The 21,043-nt window shown below is 66.0% G+C and carries 18 protein-coding genes; 14 read left to right on the forward strand and 4 right to left on the reverse strand.

Annotated elements, in window-relative coordinates; all coding sequences use genetic code 11:
* Window positions 1-61 precede the first annotated feature (61 nt).
* The 3 genes from purD (at window position 62) to ACJA3S_RS22880 (ending at window position 4,950) form a co-directional block, all read left to right on the forward strand.
* Window positions 62-1,357 carry a phosphoribosylamine--glycine ligase gene (purD, locus tag ACJA3S_RS22870; protein WP_406820093.1) on the forward strand — a complete coding sequence of 432 codons (1,296 nt, stop codon included), beginning with the start codon at window positions 62-64 and terminating at the stop codon, window positions 1,355-1,357.
* 150 nt (window positions 1,358-1,507) lie between these two features.
* On the forward strand, window positions 1,508-4,279 hold the full coding sequence (locus tag ACJA3S_RS22875; RefSeq protein WP_406820094.1) for a response regulator: 2,772 nt from the start codon (window positions 1,508-1,510) through the stop codon (window positions 4,277-4,279).
* Window positions 4,280-4,353: 74 nt separating this feature from the next.
* A complete protein-coding gene (locus ACJA3S_RS22880; RefSeq protein ID WP_406820095.1) occupies window positions 4,354-4,950 on the forward strand; it encodes a MarC family protein in 597 nt (198 codons plus the stop codon).
* A 72-nt stretch (window positions 4,951-5,022) separates the two neighbouring features.
* Here the strand turns inward: ACJA3S_RS22880 and cobJ are convergent, their stop codons facing one another.
* Genes cobJ through cobG form a run of 4 tightly spaced genes read right to left on the reverse strand, consistent with a single transcriptional unit; the run spans window position 5,023 to window position 9,389 of the window.
* The gene (cobJ, locus tag ACJA3S_RS22885) at window positions 5,023-6,705 is read right to left on the reverse strand and encodes a precorrin-3B C(17)-methyltransferase (protein WP_406820096.1); all 1,683 of its coding nucleotides are present in this window, start codon (window positions 6,703-6,705) and stop codon (window positions 5,023-5,025) included.
* A 2-nt stretch (window positions 6,706-6,707) separates the two neighbouring features.
* Entirely contained in the window at window positions 6,708-7,442 is a 735-nt protein-coding gene (locus tag ACJA3S_RS22890) for a precorrin-2 C(20)-methyltransferase (RefSeq protein ID WP_170032923.1), read from the reverse strand.
* Window positions 7,439-8,065, reverse strand: a complete 627-nt coding sequence (locus tag ACJA3S_RS22895; RefSeq protein ID WP_170032925.1) for a precorrin-8X methylmutase — start codon at window positions 8,063-8,065, stop codon at window positions 7,439-7,441. Before ACJA3S_RS22895 ends, ACJA3S_RS22890 begins: the two co-directional genes overlap by 4 nt.
* The gene (gene cobG / locus ACJA3S_RS22900) at window positions 8,058-9,389 is read right to left on the reverse strand and encodes a precorrin-3B synthase (RefSeq protein WP_406822293.1); all 1,332 of its coding nucleotides are present in this window, start codon (window positions 9,387-9,389) and stop codon (window positions 8,058-8,060) included. Before cobG ends, ACJA3S_RS22895 begins: the two co-directional genes overlap by 8 nt.
* Window positions 9,390-9,618: 229 nt before the next feature.
* On the opposite strand from cobG, the gene cbiE reads away from it, so the two are divergent.
* The 11 genes from cbiE to cycA all read left to right on the forward strand — a co-directional run bounded on the left by cbiE (window position 9,619) and on the right by cycA (window position 20,949).
* Window positions 9,619-10,830 (forward strand): precorrin-6y C5,15-methyltransferase (decarboxylating) subunit CbiE, encoded by a 1,212-nt coding sequence (gene cbiE, locus ACJA3S_RS22905; protein ID WP_406820097.1) that lies wholly within the window; start codon window positions 9,619-9,621, stop codon window positions 10,828-10,830.
* Complete coding sequence (locus ACJA3S_RS22910) at window positions 10,823-11,917, forward strand: cobalt-precorrin-5B (C(1))-methyltransferase (RefSeq protein ID WP_406820098.1); 1,095 nt, start codon at window positions 10,823-10,825, stop codon at window positions 11,915-11,917. Before cbiE ends, ACJA3S_RS22910 begins: the two co-directional genes overlap by 8 nt.
* The gene (locus ACJA3S_RS22915) at window positions 11,914-12,633 is read left to right on the forward strand and encodes a cobalt-precorrin-6A reductase (protein WP_406820099.1); all 720 of its coding nucleotides are present in this window, start codon (window positions 11,914-11,916) and stop codon (window positions 12,631-12,633) included. The genes ACJA3S_RS22910 and ACJA3S_RS22915 overlap by 4 nt, the downstream gene beginning before the upstream one ends.
* A 237-nt stretch (window positions 12,634-12,870) precedes the next feature.
* Window positions 12,871-13,305, forward strand: a complete 435-nt coding sequence (locus ACJA3S_RS22920) for an NfeD family protein (RefSeq protein ID WP_406820100.1) — start codon at window positions 12,871-12,873, stop codon at window positions 13,303-13,305.
* A 26-nt stretch (window positions 13,306-13,331) separates the two neighbouring features.
* Window positions 13,332-14,186: an SPFH domain-containing protein gene (locus tag ACJA3S_RS22925; RefSeq protein ID WP_225779396.1), complete on the forward strand. Its 855-nt coding sequence runs from the start codon at window positions 13,332-13,334 to the stop codon at window positions 14,184-14,186.
* 183 nt (window positions 14,187-14,369) lie between these two features.
* Entirely contained in the window at window positions 14,370-14,759 is a 390-nt protein-coding gene (locus ACJA3S_RS22930) for a DUF2946 domain-containing protein (protein WP_406820101.1), read from the forward strand.
* 47 nt (window positions 14,760-14,806) lie between these two features.
* Window positions 14,807-15,292 carry a copper chaperone PCu(A)C gene (locus ACJA3S_RS22935; RefSeq protein ID WP_406820102.1) on the forward strand — a complete coding sequence of 162 codons (486 nt, stop codon included), beginning with the start codon at window positions 14,807-14,809 and terminating at the stop codon, window positions 15,290-15,292.
* A gap of 22 nt (window positions 15,293-15,314) precedes the next feature.
* Window positions 15,315-15,746, forward strand: coding sequence for a DUF2946 domain-containing protein (locus ACJA3S_RS22940; RefSeq protein WP_406820103.1), 432 nt, complete (start codon window positions 15,315-15,317; stop codon window positions 15,744-15,746).
* A 69-nt stretch (window positions 15,747-15,815) separates the two neighbouring features.
* Complete coding sequence (locus tag ACJA3S_RS22945) at window positions 15,816-17,882, forward strand: TonB-dependent copper receptor (RefSeq protein ID WP_406820104.1); 2,067 nt, start codon at window positions 15,816-15,818, stop codon at window positions 17,880-17,882.
* 59 nt (window positions 17,883-17,941) lie between these two features.
* Window positions 17,942-19,309, forward strand: a complete 1,368-nt coding sequence (locus tag ACJA3S_RS22950) for a PepSY-associated TM helix domain-containing protein (protein WP_406820105.1) — start codon at window positions 17,942-17,944, stop codon at window positions 19,307-19,309.
* A 233-nt stretch (window positions 19,310-19,542) separates the two neighbouring features.
* Window positions 19,543-20,949 (forward strand): D-serine/D-alanine/glycine transporter, encoded by a 1,407-nt coding sequence (cycA, locus tag ACJA3S_RS22955; RefSeq protein WP_406820106.1) that lies wholly within the window; start codon window positions 19,543-19,545, stop codon window positions 20,947-20,949.
* Window positions 20,950-21,043: the final 94 nt, after the last annotated feature.

Genomic DNA, 21,043 nt, shown 5'->3' on the forward strand with positions numbered 1-21,043 from the left:
CATTCGCGGGTGAACCCGCTCCCACAGGGTACGAGGCGTGCCGCCAAACAGAGGTTTTGACATGAAAGTTTTGATCATCGGCAGCGGCGGTCGTGAACACGCCCTGGCCTGGAAAGTCGCCCAGGACCCACGTGTCGAGAAAGTCTTCGTTGCCCCGGGCAACGCCGGCACCGCCACCGAAGCCAAGTGCGAAAACGTCGCTATCGACGTCAACGCGCTGGAGCAACTGGCCGACTTCGCCGAGCAGAACGTACAGATGACCATCGTCGGCCCGGAAGCGCCGCTGGTCGCCGGTGTCGTCGACCTGTTCCGCAGCCGTGGCCTGGACTGCTTCGGCCCGACCAAGGGCGCGGCCCAGCTCGAAGGCTCCAAGGCCTTCACCAAGGACTTCCTGGCCCGGCACAAGATTCCGACCGCCGACTACCAGAACTTCACCGAAATCGAGCCAGCCCTGGCCTACCTGCAGGAAAAAGGCGCGCCGATCGTGATCAAGGCCGATGGCCTGGCCGCCGGCAAAGGCGTGATCGTCGCCATGACCCTCGAGGAAGCCGAAGCCGCCGTGCGCGACATGCTGGCTGGCAATGCCTTCGGTGACGCCGGTTCGCGCGTGGTGATCGAAGAGTTCCTGGACGGCGAGGAAGCCAGCTTCATCGTCATGGTCGATGGCCAGAACGTGCTGCCCATGGCCACCAGCCAGGACCACAAGCGCGTCGGCGACCAGGACACCGGCCCGAATACTGGCGGCATGGGTGCTTATTCCCCTGCCCCGGTGGTCACCGCCGATGTGCACCAGCGCGTGATGGACCAGGTAATCTGGCCGACCGTGCGTGGCATGGCCGAAGAAGGCAACGTCTATACCGGCTTCCTCTACGCCGGCCTGATGATCGACAAGGCGGGCAACCCCAAGGTCATCGAGTTCAACTGCCGCTTCGGCGACCCGGAAACCCAGCCGGTCATGCTGCGTCTGGAGTCGAGCCTGGTGCTGCTGGTCGAGGCTGCATTCGCCAAGGCGCTGGACAAGGTCGAAGCCCAGTGGGACCCGCGCCCGAGCCTGGGCGTGGTGCTGGCCGCCGGCGGTTACCCGGGTGACTATGCCAAGGGTGATGTGATCAACGGCCTGGAAGCAGCGGCCAAGATCGAAGGCAAGGTATTCCATGCCGGTACTTCGCTGAAAGACGGCCAGGTGGTCACCAACGGTGGCCGCGTGCTCTGCGCCACCGCCATGGGGGCCAGCGTTGCCGACGCCCAGCAGCAGGCCTATCGCCTGGCCAAGGAAGTCAGCTGGAACGGCAGCTTCTACCGTAGCGACATCGGCTACCGGGCCATTGCCCGCGAGCGCGGTGAGCACCAGCAGTAAGCTCTACCGGAGCGCCGTGACGCCCAGGGTTGGAAAAACCCAGGCGCACGGCCCCCGGCTCGTCGACAGGGCCCCGCGCGGGCCTTGCCTTCGACTTGGCGCGCCGCGCATAGTTACTACCTGGCACCTAGGCTAAGAAGGGATTTCGTAGTGCGTCGGCTTCGGATTGCCTCAGTTCTGATCGTCAGCTTGCTGACCCTGCTCTGCCTGTTCCCGGCTGCTGCCGAACATGACGGAGGCTGGGCCGTTCTGCTCGACGAACAGGCCAACCTGCAACTGAGCGACGTGCGCTCCGAGCGTTACCGCAACCAGTTCAGCCCGCTGGCCCTCGCCGACCTGGACGCCGCTCCGGCGGAACAGGCCATGTGGCTGCACTATCGTTTGGACCCCAGCGAGCAGGAACAACTGCTGCGGGTGTTCGCCCCAGACCTGTCCGGCCTGGACCTCTACGCCCTCGAAGGCGACAAGCTTCTGCGTCAGCTGCACCACGGCCGCCAGGCTGGCAATGCCAGCCCGACCCTGCGTGGCAGCGACCATGTATTACCCCTGCCCAACAGCACGCAACCGGTAGACATCTACCTGCGCCTGGTCTCCGAGCACCAGCTGCGCCCGGCCATCAGCCTGGAGCCAGCGGCCGTGGCCGCCTCCGACCAACGTCAGCCACTGCTGTTCGGCATGCTGTTCGGCGGCCTGGTGATGCTGATCCTGCACAACCTGATCCGCTTCTTCTACAGCCGCTCCAGCACCGCCCTGATCCTGGCGCTCTACCATGGCCTGATGCTGCTCAGCGGCCTGATCCTGCTGAACCTCAGCGGCCCGTGGTGGCATGTCTGGCACAGCGCGCAGACGCCCGCCGCCTACCTCACGCTGGTCCTGGCCGGCCTGGCGGGGCTGTATTTCACCCAGCACTTCTTCTCACCGTGCAACTCACCGCGGCTGAATCGCTTGCTGCAGGGCGACATGCTGGTGGTCGGTGTCAGCGGGCTGGTACTGCTGTTCGTCGACACCCTGCCGCTGAACCTGATGACCTACGCCCTGATGGCCCTGGGTAGCGTCAGCATGCTGCTGGTCAGCAGTTATCACTGGTACAAGGGTTATGCCCCGGCGCGGGTGTTCAGCCTGGCGATGGTGGTGTTCAACCTCGGCGGCCTGGTGCTGTTGCCGGCGCTGCTTGGCCTCACCCGCACGCCGACCCCCTGGCTGCTGTGCATCCTGCTGGGCTTGACCGTGGCCAGCGGCCTGCTGCTCAACCTGGCGGTCAGCGAACGTCTGCGGCGAATGAGCGAGGAGCGCTTCAGTGCCAGCCGCGCCCTGGCCGCCAGCGATGCCGAAATCAACGCCAAGGCCGAATTCCTGGCCAAGATCAGCCACGAAATCCGTACGCCGATGAACGGGGTGCTGGGCATGACCGAGTTGCTGCTCGGCACTCCGTTGTCGGTCAAGCAGCGCGATTATGTGCAGACCATCCACAGCGCCGGCAACGAACTGCTCACGCTGATCAACGAGATTCTCGACATTTCCAAGCTGGAATCCCGGCAGATCGAACTGGATGACGTGCAGTTCGACCTCAATGCGCTGATCGAGGATTGCCTGAACATCTTCCGCGCCAAGGCCGAGCAGCAGAACGTCGAACTGATCAGCTTTACCCAACCACAAGTGCCAAGGGTGATCAGCGGCGATCCCACACGCCTGCGCCAGGCCTTGTCGAGCCTGCTGGAAAACGCCTTGAAGAACACCGATCAAGGCGAAATCCTGCTGGTAGTGGCGCTGGACCAGCGGGGCGAGGTACCGCGCCTGCGCATTGCCGTGCAGGACAGCGGCGAACCGATGCCCGCTGCCGACCGCGAAGCCTTGCTGCAAGCCGAACTGCACAGCCACCACTTCCTGTCCAGCAACAAGCTGGGCGGTCACCTCGGGCTGGTCATTGCCAAGCAGTTGATCGGCCTGATGCAAGGCGAGTTCGGTATCAAGAGCAGCAGCGGCATGGGCAATACCTTGTGGCTGGCGCTACCACTCGACCCTTCGCGCCTGGAGCAGCCACCGGCCGATCTCGACGGCCCGCTGCGTGACGCCCGCGTGCTGGTGGTGGACGACAACGACACCTGCCGCAAGGTGCTGGTACAGCAGTGCAGCGCCTGGGGCATGAACGTCAGCGCGGTGCCGTCGGGCAAGGAAGCCCTGGCCCTGCTGCGCACCAAGGCCCATCTGCGCGACTACTTCGACGCCGTACTGCTGGACCAGAACATGCCGGGCATGACCGGCATGCAACTGGCCGCCAAGATCAAGGAAGACCCGAGCCTGAACCACGACATCCTGGTGGTGATGCTCACCGGCATCAGCAACGCGCCGAGCAAGGTCATTGCTCGCAACGCCGGGGTCAAACGGATTCTCGCCAAGCCGGTGGCCGGCTACACGCTGAAGACCACCCTCGCCGAAGAACTGGCCCAGCGCGGTCGCGAGCAGGCCATCCCTGCCAGCCCGCCCGGCACCGCGCAGGCGCTGGAGCTGCCTGGCGACTTCCGCGTACTGGTGGCCGAGGACAACAGCATCTCGACCAAGGTGATCCGTGGCATGCTGGGCAAGCTCAACCTCGAGCCCGACACCGCCAGCAATGGCGAAGAAGCCTTGCAGGCAATGAAGGCGCAGCGTTATGACCTGGTGCTGATGGACTGCGAAATGCCGATACTGGATGGCTTCTCGGCCACCCAGCAACTACGCGCCTGGGAAGCCGCCAACCAGCGCCAGCGCACCCCGGTGGTAGCGCTGACCGCGCATATTCTTGCCGAACACAAGGAACGCGCGCGCCTGGCCGGGATGGACGGGCACATGGCCAAACCGGTGGAATTGTCGCAGTTGCGCGAGCTGATCCAGTATTGGGCCAGTCAGCGGGAAACCAAGGTGGACCCGGCGCATAGCTCCTGATCGGTATTGCCTGTACAGGCAACCCTGATGCTGCTGATACACTTGCCCACACCTTTCCTGCCAGGGGCTACCCCATGCTCCATGAGTTGTTCAGCGTCTATTTGAAAATGCTCGTGCTCTACAGCCCGTTCTTCGTGCTGTCATGCTTCATCAGCCTGACCCGCGGCCACTCCAGCAAGGAGCGCAAGCAACTGGCCTGGAAGGTAGCGATTGCCGCGCTCGTCGCCAGTGTCCTGCTGTACCTGTTCGGGCGGGCGATCTTCGGTATTTTCGGCATCACCGCCGACGCCTTCCGCATTGGCGCCGGCAGCGTGCTGTTCATCTCGGCACTGGGCATGGCCCAAGGCAAGTCGGCGGTCCAGGCGGACAACGTACAGCAGGATGTCACCATCGTACCGCTGACCATCCCGCTGACTGTCGGCCCCGGTACCATCGGCGCACTGCTGGTAATGGGGGTGGGCCATCCACACTGGGACGACAAGGCCTTGGCCATTGTCAGCATCGCACTGGCCAGCTTCACCGTCGGCCTGGTGCTGTACCTCTCGCACCGCATCGAACGCATCCTCGGCGACCAGGGCCTGCAGATCGTCAGCCGGCTGATGGGGCTGTTCGTCTGTGCCCTGGCCGCGCAGATCATCTTCACCGGTATCAAAGGCTACCTGGCGCCCTAGAAGCCGTACTCCAGTATGCGCTGCAGGCAAACCTGAACCACACGATCCTGCACCTTGGGGTTTCCGCGGCCATCAGCTGGCCGAGGGGTACCAGCGTGGCGTGTACGCCCATACCCCGCCAGCCAGGCGAGGAAACACGCAGGTTGTCGAGGAGCCCACCAGCACCATGGTGCGCATGTCGACCATTTCTGGCACCAGCTCGGCCAAGGTGACTACCTTCAGCGTCTGCCCCGGCCTACCGATGTCGCGGCCAAGGACTACGGGCGTACTCCCACCACGGTGCCGACGTACCACCTCCAGCGCCACGCCGAGCTGATGCGGCCGGGCTTTGGAAATCGGGTTGTAGAACGCCAGCACCAGGTCGGCCTGCGCCGCCAGGTCCAGGCGTTTTTCAATGATCGACCAAGGCTTGAGGTTGTCCGACAGCGACATCACGCAGAAGTCATGCCCCAGTGGCGCCCCAGCCTGCGCGGCCGTCGCCAGCGAAGCCGACACCCCCGGCAGGATCTCCAGGTCAACGCGATGCCAGGCAGGGTCGCTGGATTCATGCAGCGCTTCAAGTACCGCAGCCGCCATGGCGAACACGCCCGGGTCGCCCGAAGATACCACCACCACCGAACGGCCCTGGGCCGCCAGTTCGAAGGCATGCCGGGCACGCTGCATCTCTTCGCGGTTGTCGGTGCAGTGCAGCACCTGATCGGCACGGAACGGGCCGGCCATGCGTACGTAGGTTTCGTAACCCAGCACATCTTCGGCCCGCGCCAGCTCGGCCTTGACCGCCGGTACCATCAGCTCGGCAGCGCCCGGGCCGAGGCCGATCACCGCCAGGCGCCCGCGACGGCGGCCAACCCGCGCCACCTCGACCGGTGCAGGTGCCACCGCGATGACCATGTCGGCCACCTCGATCAGTTGCGCGTCTGGCAATGCTTCGGCCAGCATGCTGGCGACATTCTGTGGCTTGGCGGCAAAACGCAAGGCAACGCCCAGTGCCTGCGCGGCTGCGTGCAGCGCGCTATCGGCCATGGCTTGTTCGTCCGCCAGCACACACGCCAGCGAAGCTTCGGCGATACCGGCCTGCTGCAAGGCGGCGCGAATGCCGTGCAGATTGCCACCGGCAACCCCCACTACCACCGAGCGCGGGTGAATCAACAGTTCGTTGCGGCTGGCCGGACGCGCCTGAGGCCCTACATGGATGGTGCGCCGAGCCTCGTCACTGGCAGGCAGCTGCGCCTGCTGCAACCACGGTGCATGCCCTTCGATGCGCACCGTTTCGCCAGCCAGCAGGTCGGAAACAAAGCGCTTGCCTTGCTCGATATCCGCCAGCGCGTAGCCCTGCGGCGGGCTCAGCAGGCAGGTGCCGAAACGCAGTTCGCCACTGGTGGTAATCGCCGCAGCAACGCCCAACGCTTCGCCGATTTCGCGCGCCATCAGGTTCACGCCCGCCAGGCCGCCGAGCAGCGGTACCACGGCGCTGCCGTCTTCAGCCACCGCCAGCACCGGTGGTTCCACGCCCTTCTCGCTGAGCAGGCTGGCCAGGCTGCGAATCACGATCCCTGCAGCGCACAGGGCAATGATCGGCGTGTCCTGCAGGTACAGCGCCCGTAGGGTATCGCCGAACGCACTGTAGGAAAGGTCGGCCCCTGCGACCCGGCCTTGCAGGCCATGGATCGACGCCTGTGGATAACATTGCCGGATACGCTGCGCCGTGGCCAGGCTGCCCTGGCCCAGAATGACAATCGCCGGAGCCTTGTGCATGTTCAGCCCTGCCATTTTTCACCCGGCACGATGATCAGCGAGAAGTACGGCGACGACTGTGGGTCGACCTGATCCAGCGGCACGATCTTCTGGTTGGCCATGGTCGCCCGCTCTACATACAGCGCGCGGCCGTCCAGGCCCAGTTCAGCCAGCACCTCGCGCACCTTGGGGAAGTTGCGGCCAAGCTTCATGATCACCGCCGCATCGGCGTCGGCCAGGCGACGACGAAGCTCTTCGGCGGGCAACACGCCAGACAGCACCGACAGGCTCTGGTTGCGATACACCAGCGGCGCGCCCAGTACCGAGGCACCACCGAGCATCGAACAGACGCCGGGCACCACTTCGGCCTCATAGCGCTGCGCCAGGCGGTCGTGCAGGTACATGTAGGAACCGTAGAAGAACGGGTCGCCTTCGCAGATCACCGCCACGTCGCGGCCGGCATCCAGGTGCTCGGCCACTTGCACGCTGGCCTCGTCATAGAAATCGCTGATCACCTGTTCATAGGACAACGGCGCCGGCAGGGCTTCGGTGGTGACCGGGTAGACCAGCGGCAGCAGGGTCTGCTCGGGCTGCAGGTGCGCCTCGATGATGCCAAAGGCATTGCCGCGCTTGCCCTTGGCCACGAAATAGCCGACCACCGGCGCTTCACGCAGCAGGCGCAGGGCTTTCAGGGTGATCAGTTCAGGGTCGCCAGGGCCTACGCCGAGGCCGAGCAGACGTCCACGCGGCGCCATCATTCCACCTCCGTGGCCAGGGCGTTGACCGCAGCGGCGGCCATCGCACTACCGCCCAGGCGGCCCTGCATGATCACGAACGGCACGCCACGGCTGTCGGCGGCGAGCATCGCCTTGGATTCGGCGGCGCCGACGAAGCCGACCGGGAAGCCGAGGATCAATGCCGGCTTGGGCGCACCGGCGTCGAGCATTTCCAGCAGGTAGAACAATGCAGTCGGGGCATTGCCGATCACCACCACGCTGCCTTCCAGGTACGGCCGCCAGAGCTCCAGGGCCACGGCGGAACGGGTATTGCCGGCGTCTTTCGCCAGGCCCGGCACGCTCGGGTCGCGCAGGGTGCAGATCACTTGGTTGTCGGCTGGCAGGCGCGCGCGGGTGATGCCTTCGGCCACCATGTGCGCATCGCACAGGATCGGCGCCCCCCTCTGCAGCGCTTCGCGCCCGGCGCGGCCGGCGCCTTCGGAGAACTGCAGGCCATCGATGGCCTCGACCATGCCGCAGGCGTGGATCACCCGCACGGCGAGCTTTTCGAGGTCTGCGGGAATCCGCTCGAGTCGGGCTTCCTCACGGATGATCCGGAAGGAATTGCGATAGATCTCCTGGCCATCGCGGATGTAGTCAATCATCAAGGTGCTCCGTCGGCAGGTCGAGCATGGCGCCTGCTTCATTCAAGGTAAGGTCGGTGGCGCGCAGGGCGCCGAAGCCCGGCTGGCTGGCATCACGCAGGTACAGGTCATAACGGCCCGGCGAGCGGGCCAGCAGGGTGGCCGGGGCAACATGGGCCACGGCGCAGGATCGGGGGCAACCGGACAAATGCACGCTGCCGGGCGCACCCGGGCCGAGCAGCGCGGCCAGGGTAACGGCGTCGGCCTTGGTTTCGCCGAGGGCCTTGGCGCAGCCACTGCTGCCGGTGCAGGCACTGATTCGGGCCAGCGGCTCATGGGCGTGGCATAGCAGGCCCAGGGCGGACAGGGCGGCCTGGGCCTGGGCGACGGCTTGCGCCTGGATATTGGTCAGCACCAGGCTTTGCCAAGGGCTCAGGCGCAGGCTGCCATCGCCCAGTTCCCGGGCGACACGGGCGGCCCCGCGCAGCATGGTCGGGGTCAGGCGGCCCTGTGGCGGGGCAACACCCAAGGCCAGCCCCTGCGCCTGGGGCAGCACACCCAGCCATGGGGCGTCGTACGCTTCACGTCGCCAGCCGAGCACGGCGGCATCGCGGCGGATGGCCAGGCCAAGGCCGTCGATGAAATCACCTGGCGAACACACTGCGAGCAACTGGCGCATGCGCGATTGGGCCGGGGTGGCCAGGTCGAGGAAGCGTTCCAGCACGGCACGCACCAGTGTCAGGCCTTGCTCCAGTGGCACCGCGCCGAGCACCTGGCCGTCAGCCGGGCAACCCGCCAGGCCGAACGCCAGCCAGGTCTGCTGCTGCAGATGCAGGGCCGACAGCCACAGGTCATGGGGATGTTCGAGCATGGCCAGGCGCTCGCCGGCATCCAGCTGCACGGCGAACTTGGCCGATAGCTGATGAAAGCGCGGGGTACCTTCCAGCAGGTCGAGGATCTGCCCGGCCAGCGGCCGAGCGTCCAGCAGCATGGCCGGGTCATGGCCTGCCAGCGGGCTGAGCATCAGGTTACGCACATCGTCGCCAGCGGCATCACGCGGGCCCAGGCCGGCAGCGAGCAAGGTCTCGACCAGGCCCGGGTGGTCGCTGCCGATGCCGCGGATCTGCAGGTTGCCGCGGTTGGTGGCCTCGATCACACCGCCGGCGAAACGCTCGGCTGCCATCGCCACCGCGTCGGCCTGGTCGGCTAGCAGCAGGCCGCCCGCCAGCTTGATGCGGCAAATACCGCCATCCCGGGCACTGACGATACGCCACAACCCCGGACAAGCCGAGGGGCGGGGCGTTACTTGGGGGGTATGGACCTGCGTCAATGGGGTATCCGGCAGTCTGTGAAAATGCGCTTGAGTGTAGAAGGCGCGGTATTATGCCTGCTTTGTCCGGCGGCATGAAAAGCCGGTGGTCGAGCACCATTCGAGTTTGCGCTGAAATTCTGGGAGCGCTGTGCATCCCATCGCGACGCAAGGCCGCTCCCTCAAGGATCACCGCACCTCGGTAGGAGCGGCCTTGCGTCGCGATGGGGCGCGCAGCGGCCCCCAAGATCCTGAAGAGGTATACATGGCACCCTGGCTGACAGTAGTAGGCATCGGCGAAGACGGCTTCAGCGGCCTGGGCAAGCAGGCCCGGCGCGCGCTGCTGGGCGCGGCACGGATCTTCGGCAGCCCGCGCCAGCTGGCCCTGCTGCCGCGCTGCGTGGCCGGCGAGCGGTTGGGCTGGCCGAGCCCGTTCTCCCTCGCCCCGGTGCTGGCCCTGCGTGGCGAGCCGGTATGCGTGCTGGCCAGCGGCGATCCGATGTTCTACGGCGTCGGTGCCAGCCTGGCACGCCAGGTGCCTGAAACAGAAATGCACGTGCTACCGATGCCCTCCTCGTGCGCCCTGGCCGCCGCCCGCCTGGGTTGGCCACTGCAGGACGTGCAGGTGCTGTCACTGGTCGCCCGCCCGCTGTCGGCACTGAGTGCCCAGCTGCACAGTGGCGTGCGCCTGCTGGTGCTGAGCAACGACGGCGACAGCCCGGCGGCGATTGCTGCGCTGTTGCGCGAGCGTGGTTTCGGGCCAAGCCGGCTCCGGGTGTTCGAGCACCTGGGCGGGGCAGCGGAACGTGAACTGTCCGGCTCCGCCGATGACTGGCCACATGCCCAGGTCGCTGCGCTCAACCTGGTGGCCATCGAATGCCGGGCCGCGCCACATGCCCCTCGCCTGCACCGCCTCGCCGGGCTGCCGGACAGCGCCTTCCGCCACGACGGCCAGCTGACCAAGCGTGATGTCCGTGCCATTACCCTCGCCCGCCTGGCACCACAGCCAGGCGAACTATTGTGGGACGTCGGCGCGGGCTGCGGCTCGGTCGGTATCGAATGGATGCGCGCCCACCCCGCCTGCCGGGCCCTGGCCATCGAGGCCGACGAGGGGCGCCAGGGTTTTATCGAGCACAACCGCGATGCGCTGGGGGTACCCGGCCTGCAACTGGTTCGCGGCAAGGCCCCGGCAGCCCTGCACGGCCTGGAACAGCCCGACGCCATCTTCATCGGCGGCGGCGTCACCTGCGACGGCGTGCTCGACCTGTGCTGGGCAAGCCTGCGCCCCGGCGGCCGCCTGGTAGCCAACGCAGTGACCCTGCAGAGCGAACTGGCCCTGGCGCAGTTCCGCGAACGCCACGGCGGCGAGCTGACCCGCATCCACGTCGCGCATGCCCAACCACTGGGCGCCTTCGAGACCTGGCGCCAGGCGCTGCCAATCACCCTGCTGGACATCGTGAAGCCCGCCGATGCGTGAAGAAACCCGTGAACAGCCCGCCCCCCTGCGCAGCGGCCTGACCACCGGCAGTTGCGCCACCGCCACCAGCCTGGCGGCCGCTCGCCTGCTGCTGAGCGGCACAAGCAGCGATGCCGTGAGTATCACCCTGCCCAAGGGCAAGGTGGTGCAGATGCGCCTGGAGTTCTGCCGCCTGAACGGCGATAGCGCCGAAGCCGGGACGCTGAAGGATGCCGGCGACGACCCGGACGTGACCCACGGCGCCCTGCTCTACAGCCAGGTGCGCCTGCTGGCCGAAGCGGGCATCCGCTTTGTCGCCGGCTCCGGCGTCGGTACCGTGACCCGCCCGGGGCTGGTGCTGGCCGTGGGTGAGCCGGCCATCAACCCGGTGCCGCGGCGCATGATCAGCGAACACCTGCAAAGCCTGGCGGACGAATGCGGTTATGCCGGTGGTTTCGAGGTCACCGTCAATGTGCAGGGCGGTGAGCAACTGGCGCTGAAAACCATGAACCCGCGCCTGGGTATTCTCGGCGGGCTGTCGATCCTCGGCACCAGCGGCATAGTCCGGCCGTTTTCCTGTGCGGCCTACATCGCCTCGATCCACCAGGGCATCGACGTCGCCCACACCAATGGCTACACGCATATTGCCGCCTGCACCGGCAACGCCAGCGAAGACACCATGCGCCGGGTCTACGGCCTGCCGGAAATCGCCCTGATCGAAATGGGTGACTTCGTCGGCGCGGTGCTCAAGCACCTGCGCAAGGTGCCAGTACCACGCCTGACCCTGTGTGGCGGCTTCGGCAAGATCAGCAAGCTGGCGGCCGGGCACATGGACCTGCACAGCCGTCATTCCAGCATCGACTTGCCGCAACTGGCCGGCTGGGCTGCAGACATCGGCGCTGACGAAGCGCTGCAGGCGGCGATCCGGGCAGCCAACACCAGCCAGCAGGCCCTGGCCTTGGCGCATGCCGCCGGCATTGCGCTGGGTGATGCGGTTTGCGCCCATGCCCTGGCCTTCGCCCGCAGCATCGTGCCGGCCGAGGTGCAGGTGGAGGTGTTCGCCATCGACCGCCAGGGCGGCATCGTTGGCCGGGCGGGCGTCCCATGAACGGGCGCATCCTGCTGTTGGGCGGCATCACCGAAGCCCTGGCCATCGCTCGCCGCCTTGGCCCGCAGCACGTCTACAGCCTGGCCGGCATCGGCCGCGTGCCGCAGGACCTGCAATGCCAGGTGCGGGTAGGCGGCTTTGGCGGTGCCGAGGGCCTGGCCGGCTACCTGCGCGAGGCGGGCATCAGCTTGCTGATCGATGCCACCCACCCCTACGCCGCGCAGATCAGCCGCAATGCCGCCATCGCGGCGCGTAGTGCCGGTATCGCCTGCTGGGCATTGCGCCGCCCGGCCTGGCAGGCACAGCCGGGGGACAACTGGCGCGAGGTCGACGACTGGGCCGGGTTGATCGACGCCCTCAAGCCGTTCCGCAGGCCGCTGTTCACCCTGGGGCGTGAGCCGCTGCAGCACCTGGCTGAAATTCCGCCCGAGCAGTTCTGGACCTTGCGCGCGCTGGAAGCGTGCCCTGGCAACGAGCGCTGTGAAGTGATTGGCGCGCGTGGGCCGTTCCATATCGACGATGAGCGGGCCTTGTTCCAGCGTCGTGGCATCGATGTGCTGATCAGCAAGAACAGCGGCAGCGTGGCGACCGAACCGAAGCTGGAGGTGGCGCGGGAGCTGGGCGTGCCGGTGCTGGTGCTGAAGCGCCCGGTGCTGCCAGCGGTGGACCGGGTATTCGAATCGCTGCCTGACCTGGCTGCAGCACTCGGCCTGTAGGCGGCCTTGTGTCGCGATCGGGCTGCGCAGCAGCCCCAGGCGTTCAGCACTGGCACACAAGATTGCTGGGGCTGCTGCGCAGCCCGATCGCGACACAAGGCCGCTCCTACACGAGATTGCGTCACTTCTCAGAAGATAGTCCTACAGCCATTTCGGGCTTTTCGTTCAGCCTTCAGGTGGCTCTCTGCCGCCCTGCTGCCTTAAACTCGCCTTCTCCCCCTGGAAGGCGCTACCCATATGGACATGCAATGGTGGATCTGGCTGGTCTTCGGCATCGCGCTGATGCTGCTCGAACTAGTCCTGCCGACGTTCTTCATCCTCTGGTTCGGCATCGGTGCCGTGCTGGTTTCGCTCATCTCGCTGGCCGCTCCCAGCCTGCATCTGGACATGCAGGTGTTGCTGTGGGTGGTGCTTTCGTCAGTCACCACGGCACTGTGGTTCAAGCTGTTCCGGCGCAAACCGGATGTACGCTGGACCGCCGACAGCGTGATTGGTGAGGTCGGGCTGCTGACCGCTGCCGTCTCGGAATTCCAGAAAGGCCGGGTACGCTTCCAGAAGCCAGTTCTCGGCAACGAAGAATGGACCTGCATCGCCGACAGCGAGATCGCCGCCGGCGAGCGGGTGCGCCTTACCGCCATCGAAGGGAATACCGCCCGGGTCATCCGGGCCTGAACCTGCACCAAAAGGAATTGCCTGTCATGACCAGCCTCATCGTCGTCGCCGCCATCGCCCTGTTCGTCCTGATCACCGTGTTCAAGGGGGTGCGGATCGTGCCCCAGGGCGAGGAATGGATCGTCGAGCGCCTTGGCCGTTACCACAGCACGCTCAAGCCCGGCCTGAACATCGTCATCCCCTACATGGACGTGGTCGCCTACCGCCTGCCGACCAAGGACATCATCCTCGATGTGCAAGAGCAGGAAATCATCACCCGGGACAACGCGGTAATCGTCGCCAACGCCCTGTGCTTCGCCAAGGTGGTCGACCCTCAGAAGGCCTCCTACGGCGTGCAGAACTTCTCGTTCGCCGTCACCAGCCTGACCATGACCTCGCTGCGCGCCATCGTCGGTGCCATGGACCTGGACGAAGCGCTGTCCAGCCGCGAGCAGATCAAGGCGCGCCTGCGTGAAGCCATGTCCGAGCAGACCGAAGATTGGGGCGTGACCGTGCGCTCGGTGGAAATCCAGGACATCAAGCCTTCCGAGAACATGCAACTGGCCATGGAGCGCCAGGCGGCCGCCGAACGTGAGCGCAAGGCCGATGTGACCCGCGCCGAAGGGGCCAAGCAGGCGGCGATCCTCGAGGCCGAAGCACGCCTGCAGGCGGCCAGGCTGGATGCCGAGGCGCAGGTCAGCCTGGCCGAAGCCTCGGCACGGGCGATCACCCTGGTCAAGGACGCGGTGGGCAACGAAACCGTGCCGGCCATGTACCTGCTGGGCGAGCGTTATGTCGGGGCCATGGAGAACCTGGCCGGCAGCAGCAATGCCAAGGTGGTGGTGCTGCCGGCGGACCTGCAAGAGACCGTGCGCGGGTTGATGGGGCGCGGCAAGGCTTGAACATGCCGGGGGCGCTTGGCGCCCCTTTCGCGACACCAGGCCGCTCCCACCAGGACCGTGCATGTTGACCATGCGGCGATCCCCTCGCCGAAACCATCCGCCTGCGTCACTTCACCGCACCCGGTCTTTTTTACCTATACTCGGCCGTACAATAGCCACCACGATTCCTGACCGGATCTCTCCATGCCCCCACGTCGGCACATCGCCTGGATAGCCTGCCTCGCAGTGCTGTTCAACCTGCTGGCCATGCCGCTGTCCTCTGCTGCGCCCAAAGGCCCGGCCGAACAGCTGCTGTGGGGGGCTTTCTGTTCCAGCATGGCCAACAAGGCCAAGGTCGACGTCCAGGCCCTGGCCAAGATCGACCTCGGCCCGCAGAGCGACGACAGCGCCAGCCTGATGAATTGCTGGTGCTGCTCTGGCGCCGCGCCGCTGCTGGCCCTGCCCAGTTACCCGCCGCAGTTGCACAACCCGCCGATACGCTTCGCCGGGCTGCCGCCACCTGCCGCCGCTAATCGACCCACGCCGCGCCAACTCTGGCCGGCGCTCAACCCCCGTGCCTCTCCGCTGGCCTGAGTTCATCACGCTGTCTGCCTGAACCTGAACAGAAACGGAGATTCACCATGCTCAAGCACGCCCTCGTCATGGCCGCCCTGCTGCTGCCCGGCGCCTTTGCCAATGCCCACGAATACAGCGTGGGCGACCTGCATATCGCCCACCCCTGGTCGCTGCAGCTGCCCCCCAACGCGCCCAACGTCGCGGCGTACTTTGTGGTGCACAACAATGGCCAGGTCGACGACCGCCTGCTCGGTGTCGACAGCCCCATCACTGACGACGCGCAGCTGCACGAACATGCCATGAGCGCCAGCGGCGCCATGAAAATGCAGCAGGTGCCCAGCGTGGTGGTGCCCGCCGGCAAGGACCTGACCTTCGCCCCCAGCGCCTACCACGTGATGCTGATGCAGCCCAAGGACCGTAGCCTGCTCAGCGATGGCAAGCGCTTCCCGCTGACCCTGCACTTCGAGAAGGCCGGCAACGTCACCGTCGAAGTGGCGGTGCAGAAGCAGGCGCCAGCGGACCCGCCGCAAGCCCACCAACACGCGCACTGACACCTGCTGCCAGGCACTCGCCATGAGCTTGCCGCGCCACAGCCACAGCCGTACCACCCGCCCTGACCGCAGGCGCGCCGGTGGCGTATGGCTGAGCCTGTTCGCCATGTGGATGATCTTCATCGGCCCGCTGATTTCCCAGTCGATGCCGATGGACCACCCTGCCGGCATGAGCATGCCGATGGACATGCCGATGGCGGCCGGCCATCAGCATGCTGGCGACACCCATCACGGCCAGGCTGGCGATGGCCAGCTGCATGTGATGTGGGAGAAGTGCGGTTATTGCAGCCTGTTGTTCAACTGCCCGGCCCTGCCGCAGGCGCTCAGCCCGCTCAGCGCCGACAGTGTCTTACCCACCACCCAACTGCTCGCCCCCACGCGCCAGGGCCATGCCCGGCAGGCTGTATTCCCCGGCGCGCGCAGCCGCGCCCCTCCCTCCTCGATCAACGTCTGACCACACCATTTTTTTTGTACGGAGCCAGGCGGCTTCGTGCCGACTCATGACTGATCGACTGGAATCATTATGTCCGGCTGCACCCCTGTTTTTGCCTGGTCCCTGCGTGGGACCCTCGCCGCCGTGTGCGGCTCGCTGCTCGCGCCCGTAGCACTGGCCGCCGAACCCGGCCATGAAGGCCATGCCCACGACGCACCTGAGCTGAGCCCGACGGTAATCACCGCCGTAGCCCCAAGTTCGCCGCTGACCGTGGTCACCAACCCGAAAGACCCGCGCCAGCCCGTGCCGGCCAGCGACGGCGCCGACTATCTGAAAACCATCCCGGGCTTTTCCGCCATCCGCGCCGGCGGTACCAACGGCGACCCGGTACTGCGCGGCATGTTCGGCTCGCGCCTGAACATCCTCACCAATGGCGGGTTGATGCTCGGCGCCTGCCCGAACCGCATGGACGCCCCCACCTCGTACATTTCACCGGAAACCTACGACCGCCTGACCGTGATCAAAGGCCCGCAAAGCGTGATCTGGGGCCCAGGCGGCTCGGCAGGCACGATCCTCTTCGAGCGCGATCCGGAGCGGTTCGGCAGCCTCGGCAGCCGGGTCAACGCCAGCCTGCTGGCCGGCTCCAACGGCCGCTTCGACAAGGTCTTGGACGCCGCCGCCGGCAACCGCCAGGCCTACGCCCGCTTTGTCGGCAACCAGTCGCGCTCGGATGACTACCACGACGGCAGCGACAACACCGTGCCATCCCGCTGGGACAAGTGGAACGGCGATGTCGCCCTCGGCTGGACGCCCGACCAGGACACCTTGCTGGAGCTCACCGCCGGCAAGGGCGACGGTGAGGCCCGCTATGCCGGGCGCGGCATGGACGGCTCGCAGTTCAAGCGCGAAAGCCTGGGGCTGCGTTTTGAAAAGTCCAACCTCGGCGAGGTGCTCGACAAGGTCGAGACGCAGGTCTACTACAACTACGCTGACCATGTGATGGACAACTACAGCCTGCGCACGCCGTCGGGCAGCGGCATGATGGGCATGCCCATGGTCAGCAACGTCGACCGCCGCACCCTGGGCGCACGCATCAAGGCCACCTGGCGCTGGGCCGATGTGCAGCTGATCGGTGGCATCGATGCGCAGACCAACGAACACCGCAAACGCGGCGGCATGGGCGTGGACGCGCACAAGGGCCAGGCCTGGACCAAGGACGCCGACTTCCACAACTACGGCGCCTTTGGCGAACTGACCTGGTACGTCAGCGGTGAAGACCGCCTGATTACCGGTGCCCGCCTGGACCGCGCCTCGGCCCGCGACTTCCGCGCAAACAGCGCGACCAACGGCGACACCCGCGCCGACACCCTGCCGAGCGGCTTTGTCCGCTACGAGCACGACCTGGCAGCCATCCCGGCCACCACCTATGTCGGCCTTGGCCATGCCCAGCGCTTCCCCGACTACTGGGAGCTGTTCTCACCCAAGCTGGCACCACCCGGTGCGGCCAATGCCTTCGACGGTATCAAGCCAGAGAAGACCACCCAGCTCGACTTCGGTATCCAGTACCGCACCGAGCGCCTTGAGGCCTGGGCTTCGGGCTATGTCGGGCAGATCCGCGACTACATCCTGTTCGACTACCGCAGCGGCATGATGGGCATGAGCACTTCGCAGGCACGGAACATCGACGCCCGCATCATGGGTGGCGAACTGGGGGCGGCCTATCAACTGACCGACCACTGGAAGGCCGACGCCACCCTGGCCTACGCCTGGGGCAAGAACAGCAGTGACGGCACGGCACTGCCGCAGATGCCGCCCCTCGAGAGCCGCCTGGGCCTGACCTACAGCCGCGATGTGTGGAGCGTGGGGGCACTGTGGCGGCTGGTGGCGGCGCAGAACCGCATCGCCGAGAACCTGGGCAACGTGGTCGGCAAGGACTACGACGACAGCGCCGGCTTCGGCGTGTTCTCGCTCAATGGCGCCTACAAGGTCAGCAACCACCTCAAGCTCAGCGCCGGGGTCGACAACCTGTTCGGCAAGACCTACGCCGAGCACCTGAACCTGGCCGGCAACGCCGGGTTCGGCTACCCGGCCACCGACCCACAACCGGTGAACGAGCCAGGCCGGACCTTCTGGACCAAGGTCGATTTCAGCTTCTGACAACAACCGCGGGCGCAACCTGGTGTTGCGCCCATCAGCTGGTAAAACTGGAGGTTCCCATGAGAGGAACACGCATCAATTTCTACAACCTGGCCTGGCGTTGGCATTTCTATGCCGGGCTGTTCGTGGCCCCGTTCATGATCCTGCTGGCGGTTACCGGGATCATCTACCTGTTCAAGCCGCAACTCGACCCGCTGCTGTACCGCGACCTGATGGTGGTCGAAGCCGGCCATCACCGGCAGGGCGCAGACACGCTGCTGGCCGAAGTGCGCCAGGCCTATCCCAAGGGCCACGTCGGCCAGTACCTGCCGCCGCTGAACGCCGAGCGCAGCGCGCAGTTCGTGGTGCATGACGGTGGGCGTGAACTGAACGTGTTCGTCGATCCTTACAGCGGCAGGATCCTTGGCGAGCAGGACGGCAAGCAGAACCTGCAGGCCATTGCCCGCGCCCTGCATGGCGAATTGATGGTTGGCACGCTCGGCGACCGCCTGGTGGAGCTGGCTGCGGGCTGGGGCATCGTACTGGTGGTGTCCGGCTTGTATTTGTGGTGGCCACGCGGGCGCAACGGCGCTGGCGTACTGTGGCCACGGCTATCGGCGCGCGGCCGCCTGTTGTGGCGCGACCTGCATGCGGTGACGGGCTTCTGGGGCTCGGCCTTGCTGTTGCTGATGCTGCTCAGCGGCATGACCTGGACCGGCCTGTGGGGCAAGCAATACGCCGATCTGTGGAACCGCTTTCCGGCGGCCATGTGGAACGACGTACCCAAGTCGGACCAGCAGGCGGGCGAATTGAACAATGCGCACCGCCAGACCGTGCCTTGGGCAGTGGAGAACACACCAATGCCGCAGTCCGGTGCGCACGCCGAACACGCCGGGCATCAGCTGATGTCGGAGCGGCCCGCCGCTCCGCAGGTGAGCGTGCAACAGGTCGAGGACATCGCCAGCGCGCGCCAGGTCGAACCGGGCTACAGCATCACCCTGCCGACCACGGCCGACGGTGTGTTCACCATCGCGGTGTTCGCCGACGACCCCCGCAACGACGCCACCCTGCATGTCGACCAGTACACCGGCAAGGTCCTGGCCGACGTGCGCTGGCAGGACTACAGCACGGTAGCGCGGGCCACCGAGCTGGGGGTGATGCTGCATGAAGGCAAGATGTTCGGGGCGCTGAACCAAGTCATCATCCTGCTGGTGTGCCTGATGATCCTGCTGGGCTCGGTGAGCGGGCTGGTGATGTGGTGGAAGCGCCGGCCGCAAGGCGGGTTGGGCGTGCCACCGCTGCGCCATGACCTGCCGCGCTGGAAGGCGGCAGTGGCGGTGATGCTGGTGCTGGGGCTGGTGTTTCCGCTGGTGGGGGTGTCGATGGTGGTGATGTGGCTGGTGGATAGCCTGGTGGTCAGGCGCCGCCGGGTGTTAGTCAATGCCTGAGTGATGACCTGCACCGGCCCCTTCGCGGGTAAACCCGCTCCCACAGGTACCGCGCTGCCCTCAGGCCTAGCGCAGGACCTGTGGGAGCGGGCAAGCCCGCGAAGAGGCCGGCACAGGCAAAACCCTGCTACCCAAAAGTCGAGTCGATCTGTCGCGCGCCAATCTGGAACGTGCGTGTTAGCCTACCCGGCTACCTCCGCCAAGACGACCGATTGTCCAATGGAATGCAGCCCATGACGCAAACTTCACCCACTCCGCCAGATGAGCCACATCTGCAACGCAACCTGACCAACCGTCACATCCAGCTGATCGCCATCGGCGGCGCCATCGGCACCGGCCTGTTCATGGGCTCGGGCAAGACCATCAGCCTGGCCGGGCCGTCGATCATCTTCGTCTACATGCTGATCGGCTTCATGCTGTTCTTCGTCATGCGCGCCATGGGCGAACTGCTGCTGTCGAACCTCAACTACAAGTCGTTCATCGACTTCTCCGCCGACCTGCTGGGCCCCTGGGCCGGTTATTTCACCGGCTGGACCTACTGGTTCTGCTGGGTGGTCACCGGCATCGCCGACGTGGTCGCCATTGCCGCCTATACCCAGTTCTGGTTCCCCGAGCTGCCTCAGTGGATCCCGGCGCTGGCCTGCGTGGGCGTGCTGCTTTCGCTCAACCTGGTGACGGTGAAGATGTTCGGTGAGCTGGAGTTCTGGTTTGCCCTGGTCAAGATCGTCGCCATTCTCGGCCTGGTCGCGACCGGCCTGTACATGGTCATCAGCGGCTTCACATCGCCCAGTGGGCGCACTGCGCTACTGGCCAACCTGTGGAACGATGGCGGCATGTTCCCCAACGGCCTGATGGGCTTCTTTGCCGGGTTCCAGATCGCCGTGTTCGCCTTCGTCGGGATCGAGCTGGTGGGCACCACCGCCGCCGAAGCGAAGAACCCGGAACGCACCCTGCCACGGGCGATCAACTCGATCCCAGTGCGGATCATCATGTTCTACGTGCTGGCCCTGATCGCGATCATGGCCGTGACCCCTTGGCGCGATGTGGTGCCGGGCAAGAGCCCGTTCGTCGAGCTGTTCGTGCTGGCCGGCCTGCCGGCGGCGGCAAGCATCATCAACTTCGTGGTGCTGACCTCGGCGGCTTCGTCGGCCAACGGCGGCGTGTTCTCCACCAGCCGCATGCTGTATGGCCTGGCGCAGGAGGGTGATGCCCCCGGGGCGTTCGAGAAACTGTCGAGCCGCTCGGTGCCGGCCAACGGGCTGTACTTCTCCTGCACCTGCCTGCTGCTGGGTGCGGTGATGATCTACCTGGTGCCCAACGTGATCGAAGCCTTTACCCTGATCACCACCGTTTCGGCGGTATTGTTCATGTTCGTCTGGACGCTGATCCTGCTGTCGTACCTGCAGTACCGCAAGCACCGCGCGGCGCTGCACCAGGCGTCGAAATTCAGGATGCCTGGCGGGCGCTTCATGTGCTACGTGTGCCTGGCGTTCTTCGCCTTCATTCTGGTGTTGCTGAGCCTGGAGGCAGACACGCGCTCGGCGTTGCTGGTAACGCCGATCTGGTTCGTGCTGCTGGCGGTGACCTACCAGTTCGTACGTAGCAAGCGCCATCCGCGCACGGCGGTGCGTAACGGCTGATGGCCTCGGGGGCTGCTGTGCAGCCCATCGCGACACAAGGCCGCTCCTACAGGGAAACGCGCACCTCAGGGAAACGCGTACTCCCGTAGGAGCG

The organism is Pseudomonas sp. KnCO4 (assembly GCF_045344305.1).
GTDB lineage: Bacteria > Pseudomonadota > Gammaproteobacteria > Pseudomonadales > Pseudomonadaceae > Aquipseudomonas > Aquipseudomonas anuradhapurensis.

Excerpts from the sequence above, each read along its gene's own strand:
- ACJA3S_RS22935 (WP_406820102.1), top strand. The coding sequence starts at position 14,807 with ATGCTCAAGCACGCCCTCGTCATGGCCGCCCTGCTGCTGCCCGGCGCC.
- purD (WP_406820093.1), top strand. The coding sequence starts at position 62 with ATGAAAGTTTTGATCATCGGCAGCGGCGGTCGTGAACACGCCCTGGCC.
- ACJA3S_RS22930 (WP_406820101.1), top strand. The coding sequence starts at position 14,370 with ATGCCCCCACGTCGGCACATCGCCTGGATAGCCTGCCTCGCAGTGCTG.
- ACJA3S_RS22915 (WP_406820099.1), top strand. The coding sequence starts at position 11,914 with ATGAACGGGCGCATCCTGCTGTTGGGCGGCATCACCGAAGCCCTGGCC.
- cbiE (WP_406820097.1), top strand. The coding sequence starts at position 9,619 with ATGGCACCCTGGCTGACAGTAGTAGGCATCGGCGAAGACGGCTTCAGC.
- ACJA3S_RS22950 (WP_406820105.1), top strand. The coding sequence starts at position 17,942 with ATGAGAGGAACACGCATCAATTTCTACAACCTGGCCTGGCGTTGGCAT.
- ACJA3S_RS22910 (WP_406820098.1), top strand. The coding sequence starts at position 10,823 with ATGCGTGAAGAAACCCGTGAACAGCCCGCCCCCCTGCGCAGCGGCCTG.
- ACJA3S_RS22920 (WP_406820100.1), top strand. The coding sequence starts at position 12,871 with ATGGACATGCAATGGTGGATCTGGCTGGTCTTCGGCATCGCGCTGATG.
- cobJ (WP_406820096.1), bottom strand. The coding sequence starts at position 6,705 with ATGCACAAGGCTCCGGCGATTGTCATTCTGGGCCAGGGCAGCCTGGCC.
- ACJA3S_RS22925 (WP_225779396.1), top strand. The coding sequence starts at position 13,332 with ATGACCAGCCTCATCGTCGTCGCCGCCATCGCCCTGTTCGTCCTGATC.
- ACJA3S_RS22890 (WP_170032923.1), bottom strand. The coding sequence starts at position 7,442 with ATGATGGCGCCGCGTGGACGTCTGCTCGGCCTCGGCGTAGGCCCTGGC.
- cycA (WP_406820106.1), top strand. The coding sequence starts at position 19,543 with ATGACGCAAACTTCACCCACTCCGCCAGATGAGCCACATCTGCAACGC.
- ACJA3S_RS22895 (WP_170032925.1), bottom strand. The coding sequence starts at position 8,065 with ATGATTGACTACATCCGCGATGGCCAGGAGATCTATCGCAATTCCTTC.
- ACJA3S_RS22880 (WP_406820095.1), top strand. The coding sequence starts at position 4,354 with ATGCTCCATGAGTTGTTCAGCGTCTATTTGAAAATGCTCGTGCTCTAC.
- ACJA3S_RS22945 (WP_406820104.1), top strand. The coding sequence starts at position 15,816 with ATGTCCGGCTGCACCCCTGTTTTTGCCTGGTCCCTGCGTGGGACCCTC.
- ACJA3S_RS22940 (WP_406820103.1), top strand. The coding sequence starts at position 15,315 with ATGAGCTTGCCGCGCCACAGCCACAGCCGTACCACCCGCCCTGACCGC.